The following is a 20,990-nucleotide window of genomic DNA, read 5'->3' on the forward strand; positions in this document are numbered from 1 at the left end:
TACAGCGTGTAAAAGTTATGATTTAATTGGCTGTGATCATTTTTTTACCTGAATAGAAAGTATTTATAAAACTTTAATTTTTAATCGCGCACTATTTAATGAGGCAGAAAAATATGGTAATATGCATTCTACCTTTGCTTTTTTAGAGATTGTGGCGCATTTGTTCCAGAAGTTTTTAGGTGGGAAATAATCTATTATGCTTTCATCGGCTCCAACCCTTATTTTTTATTAGTCTATTAAATTACTAGCTATTTGGAGTCGACCTCCCTTTTGAGGAAAGAGGGGAGTTATAGTTCTATTTATATCATAAAGAATAAACTTAAGTATGTATAACTCAGTAAATAATCAATCTACTTTAACTTACATTCAACAAACTGCGAAGAAGTTTCTTGATAGGGAGACTGCTGGAGGCTTACTTCTAATTGCGGCAACTATTGTAGCTCTTATCATAGGCAACTCACAATGGGCAAACAATTATCATCATTTTCTAAAGGATGAATTTCTCATTGAGTTTTCAGAGTATTTTACTTTTGGTCTGACTGTCGAAGAGTGGATTAATGACGGTCTAATGGCCGTATTTTTTTTAGTAGCAGGTATGGAACTGAAGCGGGAAATCATGGTAGGAGAGCTGTCATCTTTTCGGAAAGCCTCCATGCCAATAATGGCAGCACTAGGAGGGATGATTGTTCCTGCAGTTATTTTTGCGAGTTTCAATGCTGGTACAGAAAGTGCAAGTGGATGGGGAATCCCAATGGCGACAGATATTGCCTATTCATTAGGGATTATTGGTTTGTTAGGTAAAAGGATTCCCTCGCAGCTTAAAATATTCTTGGTCGCTTTGGCTATTGCCGATGATTTAGGAGCTATTCTCGTTATTGCAATTTTTTACAGTAATGAATTGAGTTGGACGTATCTTGGGTTAGGAGGGGCATTATTTATTCTTTTATTGACCATTAATCGACTAGGGGTAAAAGATTTGTTTTGGTACATAGTTGGTGGTATCTCACTTTGGTATTGCTTTCTTAATTCTGGGGTTCATCCAACGATTGCAGGAGTACTTTTTGCGATAACAATTCCGGTCAAACCAAAGCTAGACAGTAAATTACTGAAAGAACGCACAGACAAGAATTTGGCTGAATTGGAAAAGACTGATATTGAAACTCGCGATCCTATGCAAGATATTCAGCAGAGAAAAATACTCAAAGCCATGAAGAAAGATACTCAAAACTCCAGACCACCATTGCTCAAACTGGAAAATTCCCTCATTAATTTTAACGCCTTTTTTATTCTTCCAGTCTTTGCCATAGCCAATGCGGGTGTTAAACTTGATGTAAGTCTATTAGAAGTTACTTCTCACTCATTAGGCTTGGGCATACTGTTAGGGCTTGCAGTCGGCAAAGTATTTGGGATTAGTATTTTCTCATATATTGGTGAAAAGCTTGGGATTGCGGAACTTCATTCTTCCTTGAGGTGGCAACATATTATTGGGATTGGGTTGATTGCAGGTATAGGTTTTACGATGTCTTTATTTATCACAAATTTAGCTTTTGTAGATTCTGAATTAGAAAAAATTTCTAAGATTAGCATTCTAATGGCATCACTTGTTGCTGCGCTTTGTGGGGTTATTACTTTATTATTCACCAATCCTAAAAGAGATTAAGCTAAGTTAATGATTGAATCAATAAATCTCTTAATTATTCCTTATTCTCCGAATCCCCTTCTTCTAAGGTTTTATTTATTTCATTAATAATAACATTAAGTTCTTCAGATGGATATCTTAATTTTTCAAAAATATTTTTTAATTCTTCAGGGTTATTAGAGTAATCTGAAATATTGATTAACCCCATAATTCTTGCAAGGGGACCTCTCACTTTGTGAGCATTGATATTCGCATAATCTATAATTTGTTTGTTTTTAGTGTCTATAACGTTCGTTCTTTCTTCCACCAAAGCTTCAAGGTTGCGATTAATGGCTTCGTACTCTTCATTTTTAGCAATTAACTCCTCTTGTGTTTCTTGAAGTTCTTTATTTGTACTTCTTAATCGTCTTTCATATTGAGAATTCGTTCGATTATACCATAAAAGTGTGGCGGTGGAGAAAAAAGCCACAAATAAAGGAGGTAATTTAAAGTCACTAAAATTAGTAACTAGTACTTTCATTGCTTCAGGAGGCTCACCGTAATGAAGTAAAATCTTATCAATGAATAAGGTCACCATAAGGTAATAAGTAAAGAAAAAGGCGATATATAATTTATCTTTAGTATGATCAAATAGAATAAAAGGAATGGAACAAAATATCGCTCCCGCGTACTGAAACCAAATAAATTGACCAGGAAAAATATCTCCAATAATTATAGGGACTCCTAGAAGAATAAAGCCGGGAAAAAACAGAAAGATACTTTTTGATAATTTGTAGCGCCTTTTGTGATTCAAAAAAGGGATCAGCAGCATCAAAACAAAAACTCCTGCTCTTCTGTAGGCCGCTAAATAATTTTCAGTATTAAAAACATCATTGAACCAAACTAAAACCATGACCACTGCCAAAAATAAAGACATAGTATTGGTTAGAAACACTTTTCGCTTTTCATCATCATCCATTTCTGCATGAATTCCAGCTTTTGTCCAATATTGTATATATCCCGTCAACTCTATATTTTCTTAAACTTTAGTTTAACTCAAAATAAAAAATAAAGTTGATTTTTTTCAATAAATAAGAATAAGCTCATCTTTCTTTCTTCGAATATGGATTTTTGTTCATTGGCTTTCCATTTTTTAGTACCTTTGCAGATTGAATCAAAAGAAAACATAAGTGACCTTAATAAAATCAATTTCAGGCATTAGAGGAACCATAGGTGGAAAGACGGGAGATGGATTAACGCCCGTTGATATCGTAAAGTTTAGCAGCGCCTATGCAGCATGGTTAAGAACCAAATCCGATAACAATAAAGTAGTTATTGGAAGAGATGCAAGACCTACCGGTGAAATGGTGTCTAAACTAGTTACCGCCACTCTTCAAGGAATGGGAATGAATGTAGTTGATCTAGGATTATCCACTACCCCAACAGTAGAAATAGCCGTTGTTTTAGAAAAAGCAGCCGGTGGATTTATCCTTACAGCTAGTCACAATCCCGTTCAATGGAATGCTTTAAAGCTTTTAAACGATAAGGGGGAGTTTATATCTGGTGAAGATGGGCAGGCTATCTTAGATTTAGCTGAAAGTGGAGACTACAATTTTAGCGAAGTAAAGAAAATTGGAAAATACACTACGCAAGATCATTATATCCAAAAGCATATCGATATGGTGATTGATTTACCATTGGTAGATGTGGCGGCTATTCGTGAAAGAAAATTCAAAGTAGTGGTGGATGCAGTAAATAGTACTGGAGGTATTGCAATTCCAAAGTTATTGAAATCATTAGGTGTTGCAGAGGTAAGAGAACTTTATTGCTATCCTGATGGGAACTTTCCACATAATCCAGAGCCACTGCCTGAAAACATCACGCATATCTGCAATGAACTGGCGAATGGTCAATATGATTTAGGATTCGTTTTGGATCCCGATGTAGATAGATTAGCTATTGTAAATGAAGATGGAACTCCATTTGGTGAAGAATACACCTTAGTTGCCGTTGCTGACTATATTTTAAGCCAGCAAAAAGGTAATACGGTCTCCAATCTTTCCAGTACTCGTGCATTACGAGATGTAACCGAGAAAAGGGGTGGTTCTTATGAAGCTTCTGCTGTTGGAGAAGTTAATGTAGTAACTAAAATGAAGGAAACGAATGCAGTCATTGGTGGTGAAGGTAATGGCGGCATTATTTATCCTGAATTACATTATGGTAGAGATGCATTAGTAGGGATTGCATTATTTCTTACTCACTTAGCAAAATTTGGAAAATCTTGCTCACAGTTAAGATCAACTTTCCCAAGTTATCATATCTCAAAAAATAAGATTGAATTAACACCAGATATTGATGTAGATGGTATTTTAGAAGCTATTCAAGAGCGTTATAAAAATCAACCTATTAACACAATAGACGGAGTTAAAGTAGAATTCGATAAAGAATGGGTGCATTTGCGCAAATCAAATACTGAACCCATTATCAGAATATATTCAGAATCCGATTCCGAATCTAAAGCTGAGCATTTAGCTCAAAAAATGATTTCGGATATTAAAGAGATTATCGCATATAAAGAAAATTAATATTATGGCAGGGATTTATTTAGATAATGCAGCTACCACCGCTTTAGACCCTGAAGTTTTTGAAGCGATGAAGCCTTTTATGTTGAATCATTATGGCAATCCTTCATCTATTCATTCTCATGGACGAGAGGTAAGGGCAGCCATTGAAAAATCTAGAAGGACAATTGCTGAATTATTGAATACTTCTCCTTCTGAAATATTCTTTACTTCTGGAGGAACTGAGGCTGATAATACTGCTTTAAGATGTAGTATAGAGCAAAAAGGAATCAAAAAAGTTTTGACTTCCAAGATTGAGCATCATGCGGTATTGCATACGCTTCAACATTTGGAAAAAGCAGGACATGTTGAGTTGGATTATGTTCCTTTGGACGAAAATGGCTCAGTTGAGTTGGATGCTTTAAAGGATTGGTTAAGTAAGAATCCAGAAAGTTTAGTTTCCTTAATGCATGGTAATAATGAAATAGGAAACATCCTCGATATTGAAGAAGTGAGCTGGCTTTGTAAGCAGTATAATGCTGTTTTTCATTCTGATACAGTTCAAACCATGGCTCATTACAACCATGATTTGCAGGAAATTAAGGCACAACATATTGTTGGGGCGGCTCATAAATTCCACGGGCCAAAAGGTGTGGGTTTCTTATACATTAATAATGAACATAAGATTCATCCTTTTATTCATGGCGGAGCCCAAGAGCGAAATATGCGTGGAGGAACTGAAAATGTTTATGGTATTGTTGGTTTAGCTAAAGCAATGGAAATAGCTTATCGGGATATGGAAGAACATCAAAACCATATTCAGGGCTTAAAGGATAGAATGATTCAAAAGCTGAAAGCTAAAGTTGATGGAGTAGCTTTTAATGGTTTATGTGCTGATCCAGATAAAAGCCTTTATACGGTATTGAATGTTTGCCTACCTCCTTCGGATATGAGCGATATGCTATTATTTAATTTAGATATTAAAGGCATTTCTGCAAGTGGAGGTTCAGCTTGTAGTAGTGGTAGTGATGTTGGTTCGCATGTTATTGCTGAGTTAGGAAAAGCTTCAGAAAGACCAAATGTTCGTTTTTCATTCAGTAAATATAATACAGCCGATGAAATTGATAAAGCGGTTGATGCTCTAGCTGAAATTTATGAAAAGAAGACGGTAGGATAAAACTTAAACTTTTCCAAAGCTCCAAAACTTTGGAAAAGTTAATTTCTAGGAATTAAAGTTTAAGTAAAGCTTTCAGAAAGCCCATATTCTCTCCTTTTTCTTTTACAATCATCAAAGGAATTTCGCTGTCATAAATCACTACTTTTTCAGCTACGCTTCCTAATAAAATAGAAGCTAGTCCGGTTCTCCCTTTTGAGCCCATAATAATCATATCGGCATTTTGGTCTGATGCAAATCCAAATATTTTATCTGCTGGAGAATCATCGTCATCCAGAACAAAATGGCATTCTAAATCTTCTGGAAAGTCATTTCTTTTTACAAAATCCTTAAAATCATTTTTTGCGTGCCCTTTCATTATAGTAGCAAATTCATCATAGGTTTTGCCTGTTTTATTATAACCAACAGGAACTCTGAATACATTGACAAGAGATAAATTGATGTTTTTATCTTTTGTGATAGCCATAGCTTCTTCTACAGCTAGTTTAGAATGCTTTGAGAAATCCGCAGATACCACAATTTTATCCAGTTTAAAGTCAAAATCTTCAGGCACTATCATAAGGGAAGTTTGGGCCACTTTTGCTATTTTATTAGGAACAATCCCTCCTCCTTTTAGCTTTCTTTTTCTGCCCATCACCATCATGTCAACATCTTTGATGTTGACCCATTTTAATATTTGATCTGAAGGGTCTCCCTCCTTAATTTCGATTACTTTTTCGCAATCAAATCCTGATTCCCATGATGAATTGACTACTTTGTCAATGGAATCCGCAATAGATTCATCATTTGGCGCCATTAAGTCAGGATAGCTTTTTCTTAAATCTTCAGGTAACTCTAAGTCTCTTGAAACATGGATAAAATACACTTTCTCACTTTTCAAAAATTTGGCTAAATGAGATGTATATTTAATTAATAATTCATCCATTTCAGTTAAGTCAAGCGCAACTAAAAGTCTTTCTATTTTATACATTTCAGTTTAATTTATTTAGTAAAATCAATCGGTTTTGTAATTTAATAATTTATCTAACGAATTGTAGCTTACATAGTGGTAATTTTCTCTTGCTTTTTTATAGATGTTTAAAGCAATTCTTTTACCGGTTTCAGTTTTAATAAGTTCAGCATATATAGGCATTAAGAATTTTTTTCTTCCAGTATTGATTAGGAAGTTTTCCATTGCTCCATAAGCAGGGATAAACTCTTTTTTAATGGCTAACAAAAACCATTCAGTTAATATTTCTGAATTACTGCTATTGGTGAAATCAAATTTCTCATCCAGTAATTTCACTTCTGCATATTCAATAGAATCCGGCAGCTGATGAAAGAAATGTAAAAATTCGTGTGTACTCCATTCTAGCGTATTCAAAGTGTCAATATTTCCAGTATTCAACCATTTTGCAATAGACTGTTCAATATTAATGAATTTAACAGAATTTGGTTTTGGTAGATCATTAGGAATTCCGGTACCATAAACCCAATTAGAGAATAATTCCTTTGGGAGTTCAATGTCATTTTTTCCGAATAAATTCTGCTCCATATACAGAATAAATTGCTCAGTATTTATGCTTTCAAAGGCGTGCTCATTAAAATATTGCTTTAAAAATTCATCGAAATTTCCTCTTCCACTTATCTCTTCAATCTTTCTTAAAAAGAAATAACCCTTGTCATAAGCGATAGCAGTCATTCCCACATCAGGATTTCTTCCACTTAATTCTAATTTCAAACGGGTGTCTGCAGCATTTCCATTATCTATCAATTCCTTCGCTTCCTCTTTTAATTCTTTAAAAGAAATAGAAGCCAACATTTCGGCATAATCCTTACCATAGAGCTCTTCCATAATACGGTATTCAAAATAAACTGTGAACCCTTCATTTAGCCAGAAATCATCCCAAGTGGCATTGGTAACTAAGTTTCCTGACCAACTATGTGCTAGTTCGTGAGCGATTAAGGAAACCAATGATTTATCACCTGATAATATGGTAGGTGTTGCAAATGTCAGCCTTGGATTTTCCATTCCTCCAAATGGAAAACTTGGAGGTAAAACCAAAACATCAAATTGTTCCCATCTATACTTCCCATAAAGCTTTTCAGCTGTTTCCAAGAAGGATTGTAAATCCTCCAAATCAGTTATTGCTTTTTCCATAGTGGCAGGCTCAGCATATATCCCAGTTTCTTCACCTGTTTCATGATATTCCAATTTACCTACTGCCAAAGCCATCAAATAGGCAGGAATTGGTTGTTGCATTTTAAAACTATAATTTCCAGTTGAGTCAATTTTTTGAGGGTTTTCAGCACTCATTAAAGCTAGGTTTCCTTCTGGGACTTTTACTTTTGCTTCATATGTGAAGCGGATGCCGGGTGAATCCTGAATAGGAATCCATGTTCGGCAAAGAATTGCTTGAGATTGTGTAAATAAAAATGGAGAATCTCCAGCAGTTTGTTGGGCATTTAACCACTGCAAAGCTTCAGCCTTTTCAGGTGTTTTATATTGAATACTGATTGTTTTGGTATCTTTTGATAAAGGTATGTGCAAAGCTTGGCCTAAAATCTCATCTTGCTCTTTTAATTCAAAATCAGTACTATCATTTTCATTTCTCCATATTTTCTCGATTTCTAAATTTTTAGTATCTAATATGATTTCCTTAGCACTTTGAGATTTTCGAATATCATATTGAGCTATTGCTTGTATGGTTTTATTCTCAAAATCAATAGTTGAATTCCAATTTAGATGGGTAATGAGAGCCTCTTGAGGTTTAGCAAATGAATGCTGATCAGGATTTTGAAAATCTGTTGAAGTAATTCTATTGTTTTCCATATTTTTATTTTCATTACAAGAAAACAAGCCTAATATCACACAAAATAATAAAGCTAATTTTTTCATTTCTGTTGATTAAAATTTTATTTTAAGCCTTAATATTTTAAAATATGAAAGCTAAGACTAAATTAGTTAAATGAAATGATCATACCTTAAAAGCAAATTATTATCTTTAGAATACACGAGAAAAAGAAATATTTAAAGTAAAAAAAGACACGACTATCGAAAATTATAACAAGATTTTGAAGTTAACGTAATTTGTTATCATATTTGATACAGTATGTTTAGAATGTCAGGAACACATCAGAGACCCACGGTGGTCATCGATATAGAAAAAGGTTTTTTTGAAATCTCAGGGTCTTCAATTCCAGAGAACCCTATGGATGTTTTTACACCCATTTTTGATCATCTTAATCGGTACATGGAAGATCCATGTCCAGTTACGGAATTACATTTTCGGTTAGATTATTTCAACACAAGTACCTCGAAACTAATGTTGGATATGATTCATAAAATGGAATCTATTAAAGACCAGAAAGGCAATGATGTTAAAATCAAATGGTTTTACAGAGAAGCAGATGATGATATGATGGAAATAGGAGAGGATTTTGCTAATCTTTGTAGATTACCGATCGAGATTATTCCTTATAGTTAAAGTCCAGCCTCCTTGCCCCCAATCCCGCCAACTGGCGGGGAATGGCGCACGGAATGGTCTTTTTTTAAAATGTTCAAACACAGTTTTAAAGCTTTAACTTCTAGGTTTGATGGGTCTAATCAACAACTTTAGCTGTTACTTTGTGTTCTTTGTTAATCTTTGTTGTTAAAAGAAAAAACATTTGGAGTTTAAACTTCCCCTAAAAACAACTCCAATTTTTCTATAGTAACATGATCCATCACTACTATTTTATACCATTTTGGATTTTTATGATTATCTGGGATCAATCCATATTTTTTACAAACTGCTTGCTTTAAGTATGGAGCTTTAATCGTCACAATATTAGCATCCGGATATCGGTAAAACTCGAATTTTTTATCTTTTAATTGATCACAAAGCCATTGAGTTCTATGATTTAAAACCAAAGTTTTCTCATACCAACCGTTTGGCCCATATGTCATTAAGATCATCCAGATAGCAATAGCATTTGCCCCAGAGCGAGATCCAATTAAAGTAAAATCTTGACCTTCAACATAGCTGGCTTCTTGCGTATTGGCATAATGCATCCAATTTTTACGGATTAAAAAGATTCCGGTTCCATAAGGTGCCTGTAGCATTTTATGGGCATCTAATGTTACTGAATTGACATGTGGGTTACTAAAATTTAAATCATTTTCAGGCTTTGCAAATGGAAAGAAAAAACCGCCATAAGCACCATCCACATGTAATTTGAATTCTAAATTTTTCTCTATTAAAAGATCAGTGTAAATATTAACATTATCAACAGAGCCAAACATGGTGGTCATCATATTGGCCATAATGATGAAATATTTCTTTCCATCTGCTTGTGCTATTGAAATAGTCTCCTCCAAAGCTTCTTTGCTTATAGAACGATTATTTTCATCAACAGTCACTTTATAGAAATCAATCTGCAGTACATTGGAGGCTTTTGCAGAAGAGTAATGTGCATCTGATGAGCTAATAAGTGCTATTTCATTTAGTTTTGCATTGTGCTCTTGCTTGAAATAGTTCCTGTAGATCCACACAGCCTGCATATTCGCTTCAGTACCACCCGAAGCTACATACCCATCATACTCAGTGGTACAATGTAAAATGTCTTCTGCACAGATCTTGATTACTTCCTTTTCAAGTTCCTGAGTGCCCTTGAAAAAGCTTTCTGATTCACCTAAAGTATGACAGCCAATATGATTCGGATTGTGAATTAAGGTGGATAGATAAGGAGCGTCTTCTAGGAATGGCGCATTTTGATAAAATACCTTATCATCTAAATGAGAAGCTGGTAATCCAATAATGTTTTGAGTATAGTAATCTACATTTTCTGAAAGTGCAGAAAATATCCTTTGTCTGATCTCTTGCTGAGATAGCTTTTTCCACTTTTGCATGAATATGAAATTTTAATGGTTTTGAAATTTGTCAGATTCCTCGTGCGGAGATCTTGGATATGAGCCGTAAATGTAGGGAAATTGATGTAATAATTTAAATTCCTTTAGCCTTTTAAGTAAATCCATTAAATTTATTTTTAAAATAGCTTCTTTTGATCTCTTCTATGAAGGGATGAGCTAGATAGCTTTTTAGCTTAATGAATTATAATTGAATATGCATATGAAAAAAATTAAGAAAAAGTATGTGGTTGGATTTATTGTGGGTTTATTAACAGTTTTGACAATGGAATTTTTGATGAATACAGAAAAATATGTAAATGCCTTTAATGAAGGTTATAATAAAGCTCATCAATCTGAAAAAAGCCAAAATTAATAAGTAACTGTGGACAAAAAAAAGCCGACTTACGTACAGTAAATCGGCTTAGAATTTATAAATATTTAACTAAACTACGCTTCAATAACCTTTTCAGCCAGAACAGTAATATTGTTATTTAAAACTTCTACCACACCGCCATCAACCACAATAGTTGTAGTATTCTTGCCATCGGAGAATTTTAAATCTCCTTTGTCTAATGAACTAATAAGTGGGGCGTGGTTATTCAAAACCTGAAAAGAACCATTGCTTCCCGGAAAAGTAGCAGAATCTACATTTCCTTTAAACACATTTTTTTCCGGTGTAATGATTTCTAAAAGCATGATTTTAATTTTAAGCTTCTGCTAACATTTTCTCTCCTGCCTCAATGGCTTCTTCAATAGTACCTTTCAAGTTGAAAGCTGCTTCAGGAAGGTGATCTAACTCTCCATCCATAATCATATTGAAACCTTTAATAGTATCTTTGATATCAACCAATACCCCTTTCAAACCAGTAAACTGCTCAGCTACGTGGAAAGGTTGAGACAAGAATCTCTGTACTCTTCTGGCTCTATAAACGGTTTGTCTATCATCTTCAGACAATTCATCCATACCCAAAATTGCAATGATATCCTGCAATTCTTTATATCGCTGTAAAATCTCTTTTACTCTTTGCGCACAGTCATAATGTTCATCACCAACAACACTTCTTTCCAAAATTCTAGAAGTTGAATCCAATGGATCCACCGCTGGATAGATACCTAACTCAGCAATCTTACGAGATAATACTGTAGTAGCATCTAAGTGAGCGAAAGTTGTAGCTGGTGCAGGGTCAGTTAAATCATCCGCAGGAACGTAAACAGCCTGAACGGAAGTAATTGAACCATTTTTAGTTGAAGTAATTCTTTCCTGCATGGCACCCATTTCAGTAGCCAAAGTTGGCTGGTAACCCACAGCAGATGGCATTCTACCTAAAAGAGCAGAAACCTCAGATCCTGCCTGAGTGAAACGGAAAATGTTGTCAATAAAGAAAAGAATATCTTTACCAGTTTCATTACTGTCTTTATCACCGTCACGGTAATACTCAGCTAATGTCAAACCAGACAAAGCAACTCGAGCACGAGCACCTGGAGGCTCATTCATTTGACCAAAGACGAAAGTAGCTTTAGATTCTTTCAAAGCTTCTTTATCGACTTTTGAAAGATCCCATTTGCCTTCTTCCATAGAGTGCATAAAGTCATCACCGTATTTTACAATACCTGATTCCAACATCTCTCTAAGCAAGTCATTACCTTCACGAGTTCTTTCACCCACACCGGCAAATACAGACAAACCACCGTGTCCTTTTGCAATATTATTAATCAACTCTTGAATCAATACGGTTTTACCAACTCCGGCACCACCGAATAAACCAATTTTACCCCCTTTTGAGTAAGGCTCAATTAAGTCGATAACTTTAATTCCTGTATATAAAACTTCAGAAGAAGTTGATAAATCTTCAAATCTTGGAGCATCCCTATGAATAGGCAATTTAGTTTTTCCTTCCGGCTGGTCGATACCATCGATAGCATCACCAATTACATTAAAAAGCCTTCCTTTAATATCTTCACCTGTTGGCATTGAGATAGGCGATCCGCTATCTACAACTTCCATACCTCTAGTCAAACCTTCAGTACCATCCATTGCGATGGTTCTTACTCTGTCTTCCCCTAAATGTTGCTGACATTCTAAAACGATTGTAGAACCGTCAGATTTTTTTACTGTAAATGCATCAAAGATGTTAGGTAATTTCGCGCCTTCTTCCTCGAAGCTCACATCCACTACCGGGCCAATTACTTGGGTAATCCTACCAATATTTGCCATGATTTAATAATTATTGTAAAATAAAATTGCTCTATTCTTTCAGGGTGCAAAGCTAAGGTTTAATTCAATTATAACAAAGTATTTTTAGCTTTCGGTTTGGGTTGATACAGAAATTTTATAATCTGACACTAAATGATTATTTAGATTATAACTTTTTCCATTAATAAGGTTGTTTCCTCCACTCATGGAAAAGAGATAAAAATTGTAAACTTAATACTTCCTTGTTGTTAGTTTAGCAGGAAATTAAATGTACATACAATGAAAAAATTAATATTTAGCTTAGCTGTAATGGCTTTTATTGGGCTATCTGCTTCAGAAAGTCATGCTCAGTTTAAGCTGTTTGGTAAAAAGAAAAAGGAAGATAATAAGAAAGAGAATAATTCAGATTCAAAATATAAGCCTTATTCAAAGGTGATTACTTCAGAGGCGGAATCTGATGAGGGATTGTTCACTTTCCATAAAGTGGATGACAAATATTATTTTGAAATACCAGAGGATTTATTGGAGAGAGAAATTTTGATAGTTTCTAGGATTTCAGGTCACGTAAAAGGACTGAATTTCGGTGGAGCTGGAATGAAATCTCGTCCGCAGCAGGTGATTCGATTTCAAAAGAAAGATAAGCAATTGTTATTGCGTTCAGTATCCTACAATTCTGTAGCAGATGAAGAAGATCCAATTTATGAATCTGTAAAGAACAATAATTTTGAACCTATCATTCATACTTTTAAAATTGAAGCATTAGGAAAGGACTCATCATCCTATGTGATTGATGTTGAAGATTTCTTTACTACAGATGTTCCAATGATTGGTGCACTTTATGATTCTCAAAGAAAGGCTTTTAAAATTCAAACTGTTGATAAAAGTAGATCTGTTATTGTTCATGGAAAAGCTTTCCCTGAAAATGTTGAAATTAGACATATCTTAACTTACAAAGGAAGTGAGATACCCGATAATCAATTAACAGGTGCATTATCAATTGAAATGAATCAATCAATGATTTTGCTGCCTGAGGAACCGATGGTACCAAGAAATTTTGATGATAGAGTAGGCTATTTTTCTATTCGTCAGTTAGATTATTCTAAAGATTCTCATAAAGCTGATGACAACCGTTTCATCACCAGATGGAGATTGGAGCCATCTGATTGGGAAGCTTATAATAAAGGCGAATTGGTAGAGCCAGTTAAACAAATTGTATATTATATCGATCCTGCTACCCCAATTGAGTGGAGAGAATTCATCAAAAAAGGAATTGAAGATTGGCAACCAGCTTTTGAAGAAGCAGGTTTTAGAAATGCAATTATTGCAAAAGATGCCCCAACCAAAGAAGAGGATCCTGACTGGAGCCCAGAAGATGTGCGATACTCAGTTATTCGTTATATAGCTACTGATATTCAAAATGCACAAGGGCCACATGTTCACGATCCAAGAACTGGAGAAATTCTGGAAAGCGATATCTTATGGTATCATAACGTAATGAACCTTTTGAGAAACTGGTATTTCATCCAAACTGCTGCGGTTAACCCTGAAGCTCAAAAAGTTAAGTTTGAGGAAGATTTAATGGGTGAATTAATCAGATTTGTGGCTGCACATGAAGTAGGTCATACATTAGGATTACCTCATAATATGGGATCAAGTGTTGCATATCCTGTTGATTCATTACGATCAGCTGAATTTATGAAAACGCATGGAGTTGCACCTTCAATAATGGATTATGCAAGATTTAATTATGTTGCGCAGCCAGAAGATAATGTTGAAAATTTCTTCCCAATGGTTGGAGAGTATGATAAATGGGCAATAGAATATGGTTACAGGGCAATTCCAAACATTGATACTGCTGAAGAGGAAGAATCTATTTTGAATGGATGGATTTTAGAGAAAGCAGATGATCCTGCTTACCGATATGGTCGTCAGCAAAGAGGAGTTGTAGATCATACTGCCCAAACTGAAGATATTGGAGATGATTCCATGATTGCTTCTGCATTAGGTATTAAAAACTTAAAGAGAATTGCTGATAGATTAATTGAATGGAGCTCGGAAGAAGGTGAAAATTATGACGAGCTTTCTGAACTTTATGGTAATGTAATAGGTCAATATAATCGTTATATGGGTCATGTTACTGGAAATGTTGGCGGCATAAGCGAGTACTTTAAAACATCTGATCAGGAAGGTGCTATTTATACTCATGCTTCTAAAGACAAGCAAACCAGAGCTATCGCATTTTTAAATGAGCAATTATTCGAAACTCCAGAATGGTTGATTGATGCTGAAATACTTAGTAGAATTGAGTCTGATGGAATTACCGATAGAATAAAAGCATTGCAAACTAGAACTTTGAACAGTCTTTTCAGTGCTGATCGTGTGAAAAGAGTTTTAGAAAATGAAGCCTTAAATGGAAATGATGCTTATAAGGCCACACAAATGATGAGCGATTTGCGTACTGGCATTTTCTCTGAATTGAGAACAGGAAAAAGCATAGATACTTATAGAAGAAACTTGCAAAAAGCTTATGTTGAGAAGTTGGGTGAATTAGTGAAGACAGAAGACGAGGATATCCGAACAACAGACATCCCTTCTCTTTCAAGAGGAAACTTGGTTGCTTTAAGAGCTGAAATCAATAGAGGTTTAGCAAGACAGAGCGATCAAATGTCTCGTTATCACTTGCAAGATTTAGTAAGCAGAATTGATCAAATTTTGGATCCTAGGGGTTAAGGTTGATTAAATAATAGTTTAAATTTTTGCCTTTCGGTTTTTATTAATCGGGAGGCATTTTTTTTGTGAAATTTATGAATACAACACACAAATTCAGGGTAGGTAGGAGGTTTTAATTGATGGGTTAGGACACAAACAGTCTTATGAAACAAAAAACCTGAAACAAGTTTCCCAAAGTTTAAAAATTTGGAAAGCTAACATATCCGTATACAGCTTTTACTTATCCTATTTGATAGCCTTTACCTTTTTAATATAATTCTAAAAGTGGTTCCTTTGTTTACGATAGATTCCTTGACTGATATCTTCCCATTATGGTAGTTCTCAATTATTCTTTTTGCTAAAGTAAGTCCTAACCCCCAGCCTCTTTTTTTAGTGGAAAATCCTGGCTGAAAGATTTCTTTTATCTTACTGGAAGGAATTCCTTTTCCAGTATCTGTAACATCTATCAAGGCATCTCCATATTTTCCCTCTTTTAAAGTAATAGTGATTTCACCCTCACCATTCATGGCATCAATCGCATTTTTACATAAGTTCTCAATCACCCAATCGAAAAGAGGCTTATTAATATCTGCCGTAACCAGATCATCTTTGCAATGAAAATAGAGATTTACCTTTTTTGAAGTCCTTTTCTTTAAGTAATTAATAGTTTGCTCAATGATTTTTGAAATATTTTCTTGCTTCAATACGGGGATAGAACCAATACTTGAAAATCTTGAGGTTATCAATTCCAATTTGCTGATATCTTTTTCCAGCTCTGTTACAACCTCTTTATCTTTTATATCATCATCAATTTTCATGATTTCTAACCAAGCCATTAATGAGGAAAGGGGAGTACCCAATTGGTGAGCAGTTTCCTTAGCAAGACCAACCCAAACTTGGTTTTGTTCGGCTTTTCTGGAATAGGAAAAGGAAACATAGCCGAAAAATACAAACGCAGCAATTACAGATAATTGTATGTAAGGGTAGTAGCGTAATCTGTAAATCAAATCGGAATTTCGGTAATAGATATATTGAAAGTCATTTGGATCATCTGAACCCATTCCGGAAATAGCAATTGGCTCATATTCTTGTTCCATGATTTTGAGCTCTTTCTTCAGTATTTTTTTTCTGGCCTCCTGATCATGTTTGGAACTGTCTATGTCAATATTTCTATAAACACTGGGATTTCCATTGGCGTCCACCACAATTGCTGGAACAAAGTTGTTTGGAGCTACGATTTCTTGAAAAATAAAAATCAGATTTTCGCTATTATCAGGATCACTGGTATATTCCAAAGTTTTGGCAAATAATTCGATATAACGTTCCTCTCTTTCTTTTAGCTCTTCTACTATGCTATTGGTGTAGAGAACCGAAGCAATACCAATAATTAAAGAAAATGCTAGTGCAACCCATTTTAAAGCAGCCTTACTTTGGTAAATGGAAGAAGCATTGCCCATAAAGGGGTTTTCAGAAGGAGTTACCATTTATATTTTTCAGGCAAATTATAAAAGTTTAAGGGATAACGGAAAAAATGAGCCTTATTACTTTGAAACTGTGAAATAATAACTGATTTAATTCGATATTTAATTGAGAGTAACCATTTTATAACTTTTTCGATACATAGTACATGGAAAATATAGTGCAAATTGAATTATGGGGCATCAGAATAGATGAGCCCATTGTTACCCTCACCGACCTATTGGTCAGTTTTTTTTGTTTCCTTTATTTTTATAAGATGTCAATATCCCCTAAAAAGGGAAAAGTATTCACTTATTTCAAATACTATTTTTTAGTGATGGGTTTAGCTACCACTTTTGGAGGCGTTATTGGACATGCATTTTATTATGAATTTAGTAAATCATGGAAACTGGTAGGATGGATAATTAGTATGTTTGCAATTATGCTAATAGAGCGGGGAGCTATAGAACACACTCGTATAGCATTAAATAAAAAATATGTTAAAATATTAGGCATAGTTAATATAATAGAGTTTTTAATTTTTCTTGGATTAGTGTTTTATACCCTCGATTTCTTTTATGTCCAGTTACATTCTGGCTATGGATTAATGTTTGTAGTTTTCACAATTGAGGCTTTACTATTTTATAAAACCAAGAATGAAGCTACTAAATATATAATGGCCGGAATTGGTTTTGCTGCGCTTTCGGCTTTAGCATTTGCTACAAAATTCTCAATTCATGAATGGTTTAACTACTTGTCTTTAAGCCATGTATTGATGGCAGTAGCAACGATTTATGTTTATGGAGGAGTAAAGAGAATTAAAATAAAGGAAGGGCAAGTAAAAGAAAAGGTTTAATTCTATTTCAAATTAATATTAATGAGGCTAAGCCTAAATATAAACAAGCCAAATGCTTGAGGTGTTTCACGCAAAGACGCTAAGTCGCAAAGAATAAGAAAGGAGAGAATAGTGTGCTTTAAATTTATATTTCAAAGTTCTCAAATCAAATCATATCGTTATTCTCGGGGTAAATATTGCTCAGAGAGAGTATTATAATCTATTTTATTTAGTATTGACAGTTTGAACGGGAATTCAAAAAGTTAAACAATTAAATACCTTTGCGTAAACTTTGCGCCTTGGCGTGATTTATTTAGTGCGTCTTTTGACGCTTAAAGACAGAAATAAAAAAAGCCCATCACTCTCCAGTGACAGGCCCTACTATGGAAACGACTAATTGAATACTATTTTATAAAGCGATACTATGTTTAAAGTTCCTATCGCCAGACTGAACCATAATCTGATATTCACCTTTATCTAAAGAAGAAATATCAAATCTTTTCTCAATTCCTGATTTACTACCTAAGTTCTCTTTATAAATCACGTTTCCTTTTGAATTTGTGATTAAAATTGAGGTACTATTACTGCTTAAATTAAGATAATTGAAATCTACAATTCCATTTTCCTTAAGTTTTACAAATGGTTTGTGGATCGTGTTGAACTGATCTTCCGCTACCGTAACAGAATCCCAAGTAATGGTAATAGGTAATATTTCTATATTGAGATCATTTTCCAACTCGATATTATATCGACCAGATTCTAAATGTCTCAAGTCGAAATTTTTCAAAATACCATTTACATTTTCAACTGTTTCAGTGTATAACACTTGACCGAATTGATTTTTTATCCTAATATTGGTCAAATCAGACTCAGCTGATCCTACCCTTAATGTGATCATTTTGTTTTCCTTGCTTGTCAATTTTACAAATGGGAAGCCATCTGCAAAGCTCAATAATGGCAGTAAAACCAATACTGCGGTTACAACCGATTTTTGAATTTTTAAATTGTTCATAGACTTTTTCTTTAAAGTACATTACAAATGTAGGGTGCTTTTTTGCCACTAACTATGTGAAGATTTTCCAATTGTAGTACTATTTTAACTCTTTAGTGTTATCTTATTGTTATCAAGAGGTAAAATGCAATAACAAAATCAATTTTCAATCGTTTTAAATTCACTATGCAATTCTATAAGCCTACACTCGAACAAATTGAGCCTACCTTTGGAAGCTCGGTACTCATCAAAAAATTTGAACAGTCAAGACCTAATAAGGAACCATTTTGGCATTTTCATCCCGAAATTGAATTAGTTTTTGTGCGTGGAGGGAATGGAAAAAGACATATAGGCAATCATATTTCCTATTACCAAGATGGAGATTTGATGCTGATCGGATCTAATTTGCCGCATTATGGTTTCACAGACCGCTTAACAGGAAATGAATCGGAAACTATTATCCAGATGAAAGAGGATTTCCCTGGACCAGTATTTTTAAATTTGCCTGAAATTCAACCTATCAAGCAACTAATTGAGAATGCGAAGCTCGGAATTGTGTTCACAGGCGAAACCAAAAAGAAAATTGGAGATGAAATAGAAAGTTTAGTAGATAAACCGCCTTTTGATCGGTTGATAGGTTTGATATCCATTTTAAAGAGACTATCAGAGGTAAAAGATTACTATTTGTTAAATTCAGAAGCAGTATCAATTGAGGCTAAGGCTGTTGATCAGCAGCGGGTAAATTTAATTTATGATTTTGTAAGAGATAATTTTAAACGGAATATATCATTAGAAGAAATTTCAGCTGAAGCTGCCATGACCGTTCCAGCTTTTTGCCGCTATTTTAAGAAGATTTCTAATAAGACTTTCACTCATTTTGTAAACGAACACAGGGTAGTACATGCTTCCAAGCTTTTATCAGAAGGGAATTTAAATATCACAGATATTTGCTATGCCTGTGGATTTAATAATATCTCCCATTTCAACAGACAATTCAAAGAAATCACCGGTAATAGCCCATCAGATTATAGAAAGGCTATTAGGAGAGTGGTTAGATAAAGCCCCCTAGCCCCCAATGGGGAAGTATGCACGGAATTAGGTCAGTATTAAAATTTTTTTATCTGAAATAAAAGGGAGATAAGTACAAATATGTTGTAATTCTTGTCAGTATCTAAAACGGAAAATATACAAATGTTTTGATACTAATATCCACAGAAATAACACAACCACTTCCGACGAACTCGGAAAGGCGGGAGGGAGGAAAGTTTAGCGGGCCAGCGTGGGCATGAGGGGTAGTAGCATTAAACTTTCTTGAATTTTTGTTTCTTTTTGTTCAAGCAAAAAGAAAGTAAGAATGATGAAAGTAAAATAAATTGATTTCTGCAGATATGGGACAAACTAAGTGGCTAGTCCCTTCTAAAACTTTTACTAATAGCTTTCTTTTTCCTTCTGATATTAGCTTTTAATATTTCATCCAACATTAAGCTTAACAAAATACATAGACCTACTATTACTGGTACTAAAATATTGTCCCCTAGAAAATCTAAAGCCAAGGCTACTGATATAATGGCAATATTAGTAGCGATCATAATTAAAGTAGTACCAGAATGGCTAAAGCCCAATCGCATTAGAATATGGTGTAAGTGCGTCTTATCTGGTGAGAAAGGAGATTTCTTTTTCATAGCTCTTGAGATAAATACCCTGAGCGTATCAAAAAGTGGGATGATGATTATTGAAATCCCTACTGCAACTGAAGACGTTAATTTGAACGGAGTTTCTTCAGGCAAATAATGATTATAATCAATAAACTTAATGGTAATCACAGCTAAGGCAAAACCAATTAATAGCGCTCCGGTATCTCCCATAAAAATTCTTGAGGGCTCCCAATTGAAATTCAAAAAGGCTATCAATGCACCTATAAACCCAAAGCAAACCATAGAAAAATATGTCTGTCCTACCAAAAAGAAATAAATACCAAAAAAGAAAAAGGCAATTATACCAATGCTACTAGCTAAACCATCCAGACCATCTATTAGATTATACGAATTAGTAATCACGATTAATGTAAACAGTGTTACCACTATGCTAATGATATAGGGAACCTCCTCAATAGACAATAAACCATAAAAGGATTTTAAAGTAATGTCCATTAAGAAGATGACCATAAAAGAAGCTAAGAACTGTGCTCCCAGTTTTACTATTGGACGAACAGGAACTAAATCATCCCTTAAGCCCACCATAAACATAATGCCCATAGCGCCAAAGAAAAACTTAAAGCGCTGTAAGCCCACAAGCGGCATGAAGATTAACAAGGCTATCATGACGCCTATAAATATGGCTATTCCCCCCATGCTGGGTGTATCACCTAAGTGTATTTTCCTTCCTCCCGGTTTATCCACGATATTTCGCTTTTTAAAAAAGCTAATTACCAATGGCGTAACCAAAAAGGTTAATATAAATGAAGTAATTAAACTAGCTAGGGTTTGGGGCATGTTTAAAATTTGATAAATCTACAACTTTAGCTTTATCCCAATCAATTTGGTCATCAGCCATTAACAGATCAACAAATTTAAATGGTTT

General features: G+C 34.4%; 17 protein-coding genes. 8 read left to right on the plus strand and 9 right to left on the minus strand.

The window, feature by feature from the left end:
• The first annotated feature begins 325 nt into the window (after positions 1 to 325).
• Positions 326 to 1,660, plus strand: coding sequence for a Na+/H+ antiporter NhaA (gene nhaA, locus QYS49_RS04825; protein WP_308350579.1), 1,335 nt, complete (start codon positions 326 to 328; stop codon positions 1,658 to 1,660).
• A 34-nt stretch (positions 1,661 to 1,694) separates the two neighbouring features.
• On the opposite strand, the gene QYS49_RS04830 is transcribed toward nhaA, so the two are convergent.
• Positions 1,695 to 2,645, minus strand: coding sequence for a hypothetical protein (locus tag QYS49_RS04830; protein WP_308350580.1), 951 nt, complete (start codon positions 2,643 to 2,645; stop codon positions 1,695 to 1,697).
• A 163-nt stretch (positions 2,646 to 2,808) separates the two neighbouring features.
• On the opposite strand from QYS49_RS04830, the gene glmM reads away from it, so the two are divergent.
• Both glmM and QYS49_RS04840 read left to right on the plus strand, forming a co-directional pair.
• Complete coding sequence (gene glmM, locus QYS49_RS04835) at positions 2,809 to 4,203, plus strand: phosphoglucosamine mutase (protein ID WP_308350581.1); 1,395 nt, start codon at positions 2,809 to 2,811, stop codon at positions 4,201 to 4,203.
• 4 nt (positions 4,204 to 4,207) lie between these two features.
• On the plus strand, positions 4,208 to 5,356 hold the full coding sequence (locus QYS49_RS04840) for a cysteine desulfurase family protein (protein WP_308350582.1): 1,149 nt from the start codon (positions 4,208 to 4,210) through the stop codon (positions 5,354 to 5,356).
• A 52-nt stretch (positions 5,357 to 5,408) separates the two neighbouring features.
• Here the strand turns inward: QYS49_RS04840 and QYS49_RS04845 are convergent, their stop codons facing one another.
• Together QYS49_RS04845 and QYS49_RS04850 are read right to left on the minus strand one after the other, a co-directional pair.
• Positions 5,409 to 6,323, minus strand: coding sequence for a universal stress protein (locus QYS49_RS04845; protein WP_308350583.1), 915 nt, complete (start codon positions 6,321 to 6,323; stop codon positions 5,409 to 5,411).
• Between the two features lie 24 nt (positions 6,324 to 6,347).
• Positions 6,348 to 8,231, minus strand: a complete 1,884-nt coding sequence (locus QYS49_RS04850) for a M1 family metallopeptidase (RefSeq protein WP_308350584.1) — start codon at positions 8,229 to 8,231, stop codon at positions 6,348 to 6,350.
• Positions 8,232 to 8,454: 223 nt separating this feature from the next.
• Here QYS49_RS04850 and QYS49_RS04855 point away from each other — a divergent pair, with 223 nt between their 5' ends.
• A complete protein-coding gene (locus QYS49_RS04855) occupies positions 8,455 to 8,820 on the plus strand; it encodes a DUF1987 domain-containing protein (RefSeq protein ID WP_308350585.1) in 366 nt (121 codons plus the stop codon).
• A 188-nt stretch (positions 8,821 to 9,008) separates the two neighbouring features.
• Here QYS49_RS04855 and QYS49_RS04860 read toward each other — a convergent pair whose 3' ends face one another.
• Positions 9,009 to 10,223: a pyridoxal phosphate-dependent decarboxylase family protein gene (locus QYS49_RS04860; RefSeq protein WP_308350586.1), complete on the minus strand. Its 1,215-nt coding sequence runs from the start codon at positions 10,221 to 10,223 to the stop codon at positions 9,009 to 9,011.
• A 220-nt stretch (positions 10,224 to 10,443) separates the two neighbouring features.
• Here QYS49_RS04860 and QYS49_RS04865 point away from each other — a divergent pair, with 220 nt between their 5' ends.
• Positions 10,444 to 10,596 carry a hypothetical protein gene (locus tag QYS49_RS04865; RefSeq protein ID WP_308350587.1) on the plus strand — a complete coding sequence of 51 codons (153 nt, stop codon included), beginning with the start codon at positions 10,444 to 10,446 and terminating at the stop codon, positions 10,594 to 10,596.
• A gap of 74 nt (positions 10,597 to 10,670) precedes the next feature.
• On the opposite strand, the gene atpC is transcribed toward QYS49_RS04865, so the two are convergent.
• Positions 10,671 to 10,919: an ATP synthase F1 subunit epsilon gene (gene atpC, locus QYS49_RS04870; protein ID WP_308350588.1), complete on the minus strand. Its 249-nt coding sequence runs from the start codon at positions 10,917 to 10,919 to the stop codon at positions 10,671 to 10,673.
• Positions 10,920 to 10,929: 10 nt separating this feature from the next.
• A complete protein-coding gene (atpD, locus tag QYS49_RS04875; RefSeq protein WP_308350589.1) occupies positions 10,930 to 12,438 on the minus strand; it encodes a F0F1 ATP synthase subunit beta in 1,509 nt (502 codons plus the stop codon).
• Between the two features lie 258 nt (positions 12,439 to 12,696).
• Between atpD and QYS49_RS04880 the strand changes: the two genes are divergently transcribed.
• Positions 12,697 to 15,147: a zinc-dependent metalloprotease gene (locus tag QYS49_RS04880; RefSeq protein WP_308350590.1), complete on the plus strand. Its 2,451-nt coding sequence runs from the start codon at positions 12,697 to 12,699 to the stop codon at positions 15,145 to 15,147.
• A 239-nt stretch (positions 15,148 to 15,386) separates the two neighbouring features.
• On the opposite strand, the gene QYS49_RS04885 is transcribed toward QYS49_RS04880, so the two are convergent.
• Positions 15,387 to 16,610 (minus strand): sensor histidine kinase, encoded by a 1,224-nt coding sequence (locus QYS49_RS04885; RefSeq protein ID WP_308350591.1) that lies wholly within the window; start codon positions 16,608 to 16,610, stop codon positions 15,387 to 15,389.
• Positions 16,611 to 16,753: 143 nt separating this feature from the next.
• On the opposite strand from QYS49_RS04885, the gene QYS49_RS04890 reads away from it, so the two are divergent.
• The gene (locus QYS49_RS04890; protein ID WP_308350592.1) at positions 16,754 to 17,440 is read left to right on the plus strand and encodes a DUF6962 family protein; all 687 of its coding nucleotides are present in this window, start codon (positions 16,754 to 16,756) and stop codon (positions 17,438 to 17,440) included.
• A 388-nt stretch (positions 17,441 to 17,828) separates the two neighbouring features.
• On the opposite strand, the gene QYS49_RS04895 is transcribed toward QYS49_RS04890, so the two are convergent.
• Positions 17,829 to 18,431: a DUF3244 domain-containing protein gene (locus tag QYS49_RS04895; RefSeq protein WP_308350593.1), complete on the minus strand. Its 603-nt coding sequence runs from the start codon at positions 18,429 to 18,431 to the stop codon at positions 17,829 to 17,831.
• 165 nt (positions 18,432 to 18,596) lie between these two features.
• On the opposite strand from QYS49_RS04895, the gene QYS49_RS04900 reads away from it, so the two are divergent.
• The gene (locus tag QYS49_RS04900; protein ID WP_308350594.1) at positions 18,597 to 19,469 is read left to right on the plus strand and encodes an AraC family transcriptional regulator; all 873 of its coding nucleotides are present in this window, start codon (positions 18,597 to 18,599) and stop codon (positions 19,467 to 19,469) included.
• 347 nt (positions 19,470 to 19,816) lie between these two features.
• Here QYS49_RS04900 and QYS49_RS04905 read toward each other — a convergent pair whose 3' ends face one another.
• Positions 19,817 to 20,902, minus strand: coding sequence for a glycosyltransferase family 4 protein (locus QYS49_RS04905; RefSeq protein ID WP_308350595.1), 1,086 nt, complete (start codon positions 20,900 to 20,902; stop codon positions 19,817 to 19,819).
• Between the last annotated feature and the right edge of the window lie 88 nt (positions 20,903 to 20,990).

Origin of the sequence: Marivirga salinae, from assembly GCF_030503855.1 — a bacterium.
Classification (GTDB): Bacteria; Bacteroidota; Bacteroidia; order Cytophagales; family Cyclobacteriaceae; genus Marivirga; species Marivirga salinarum.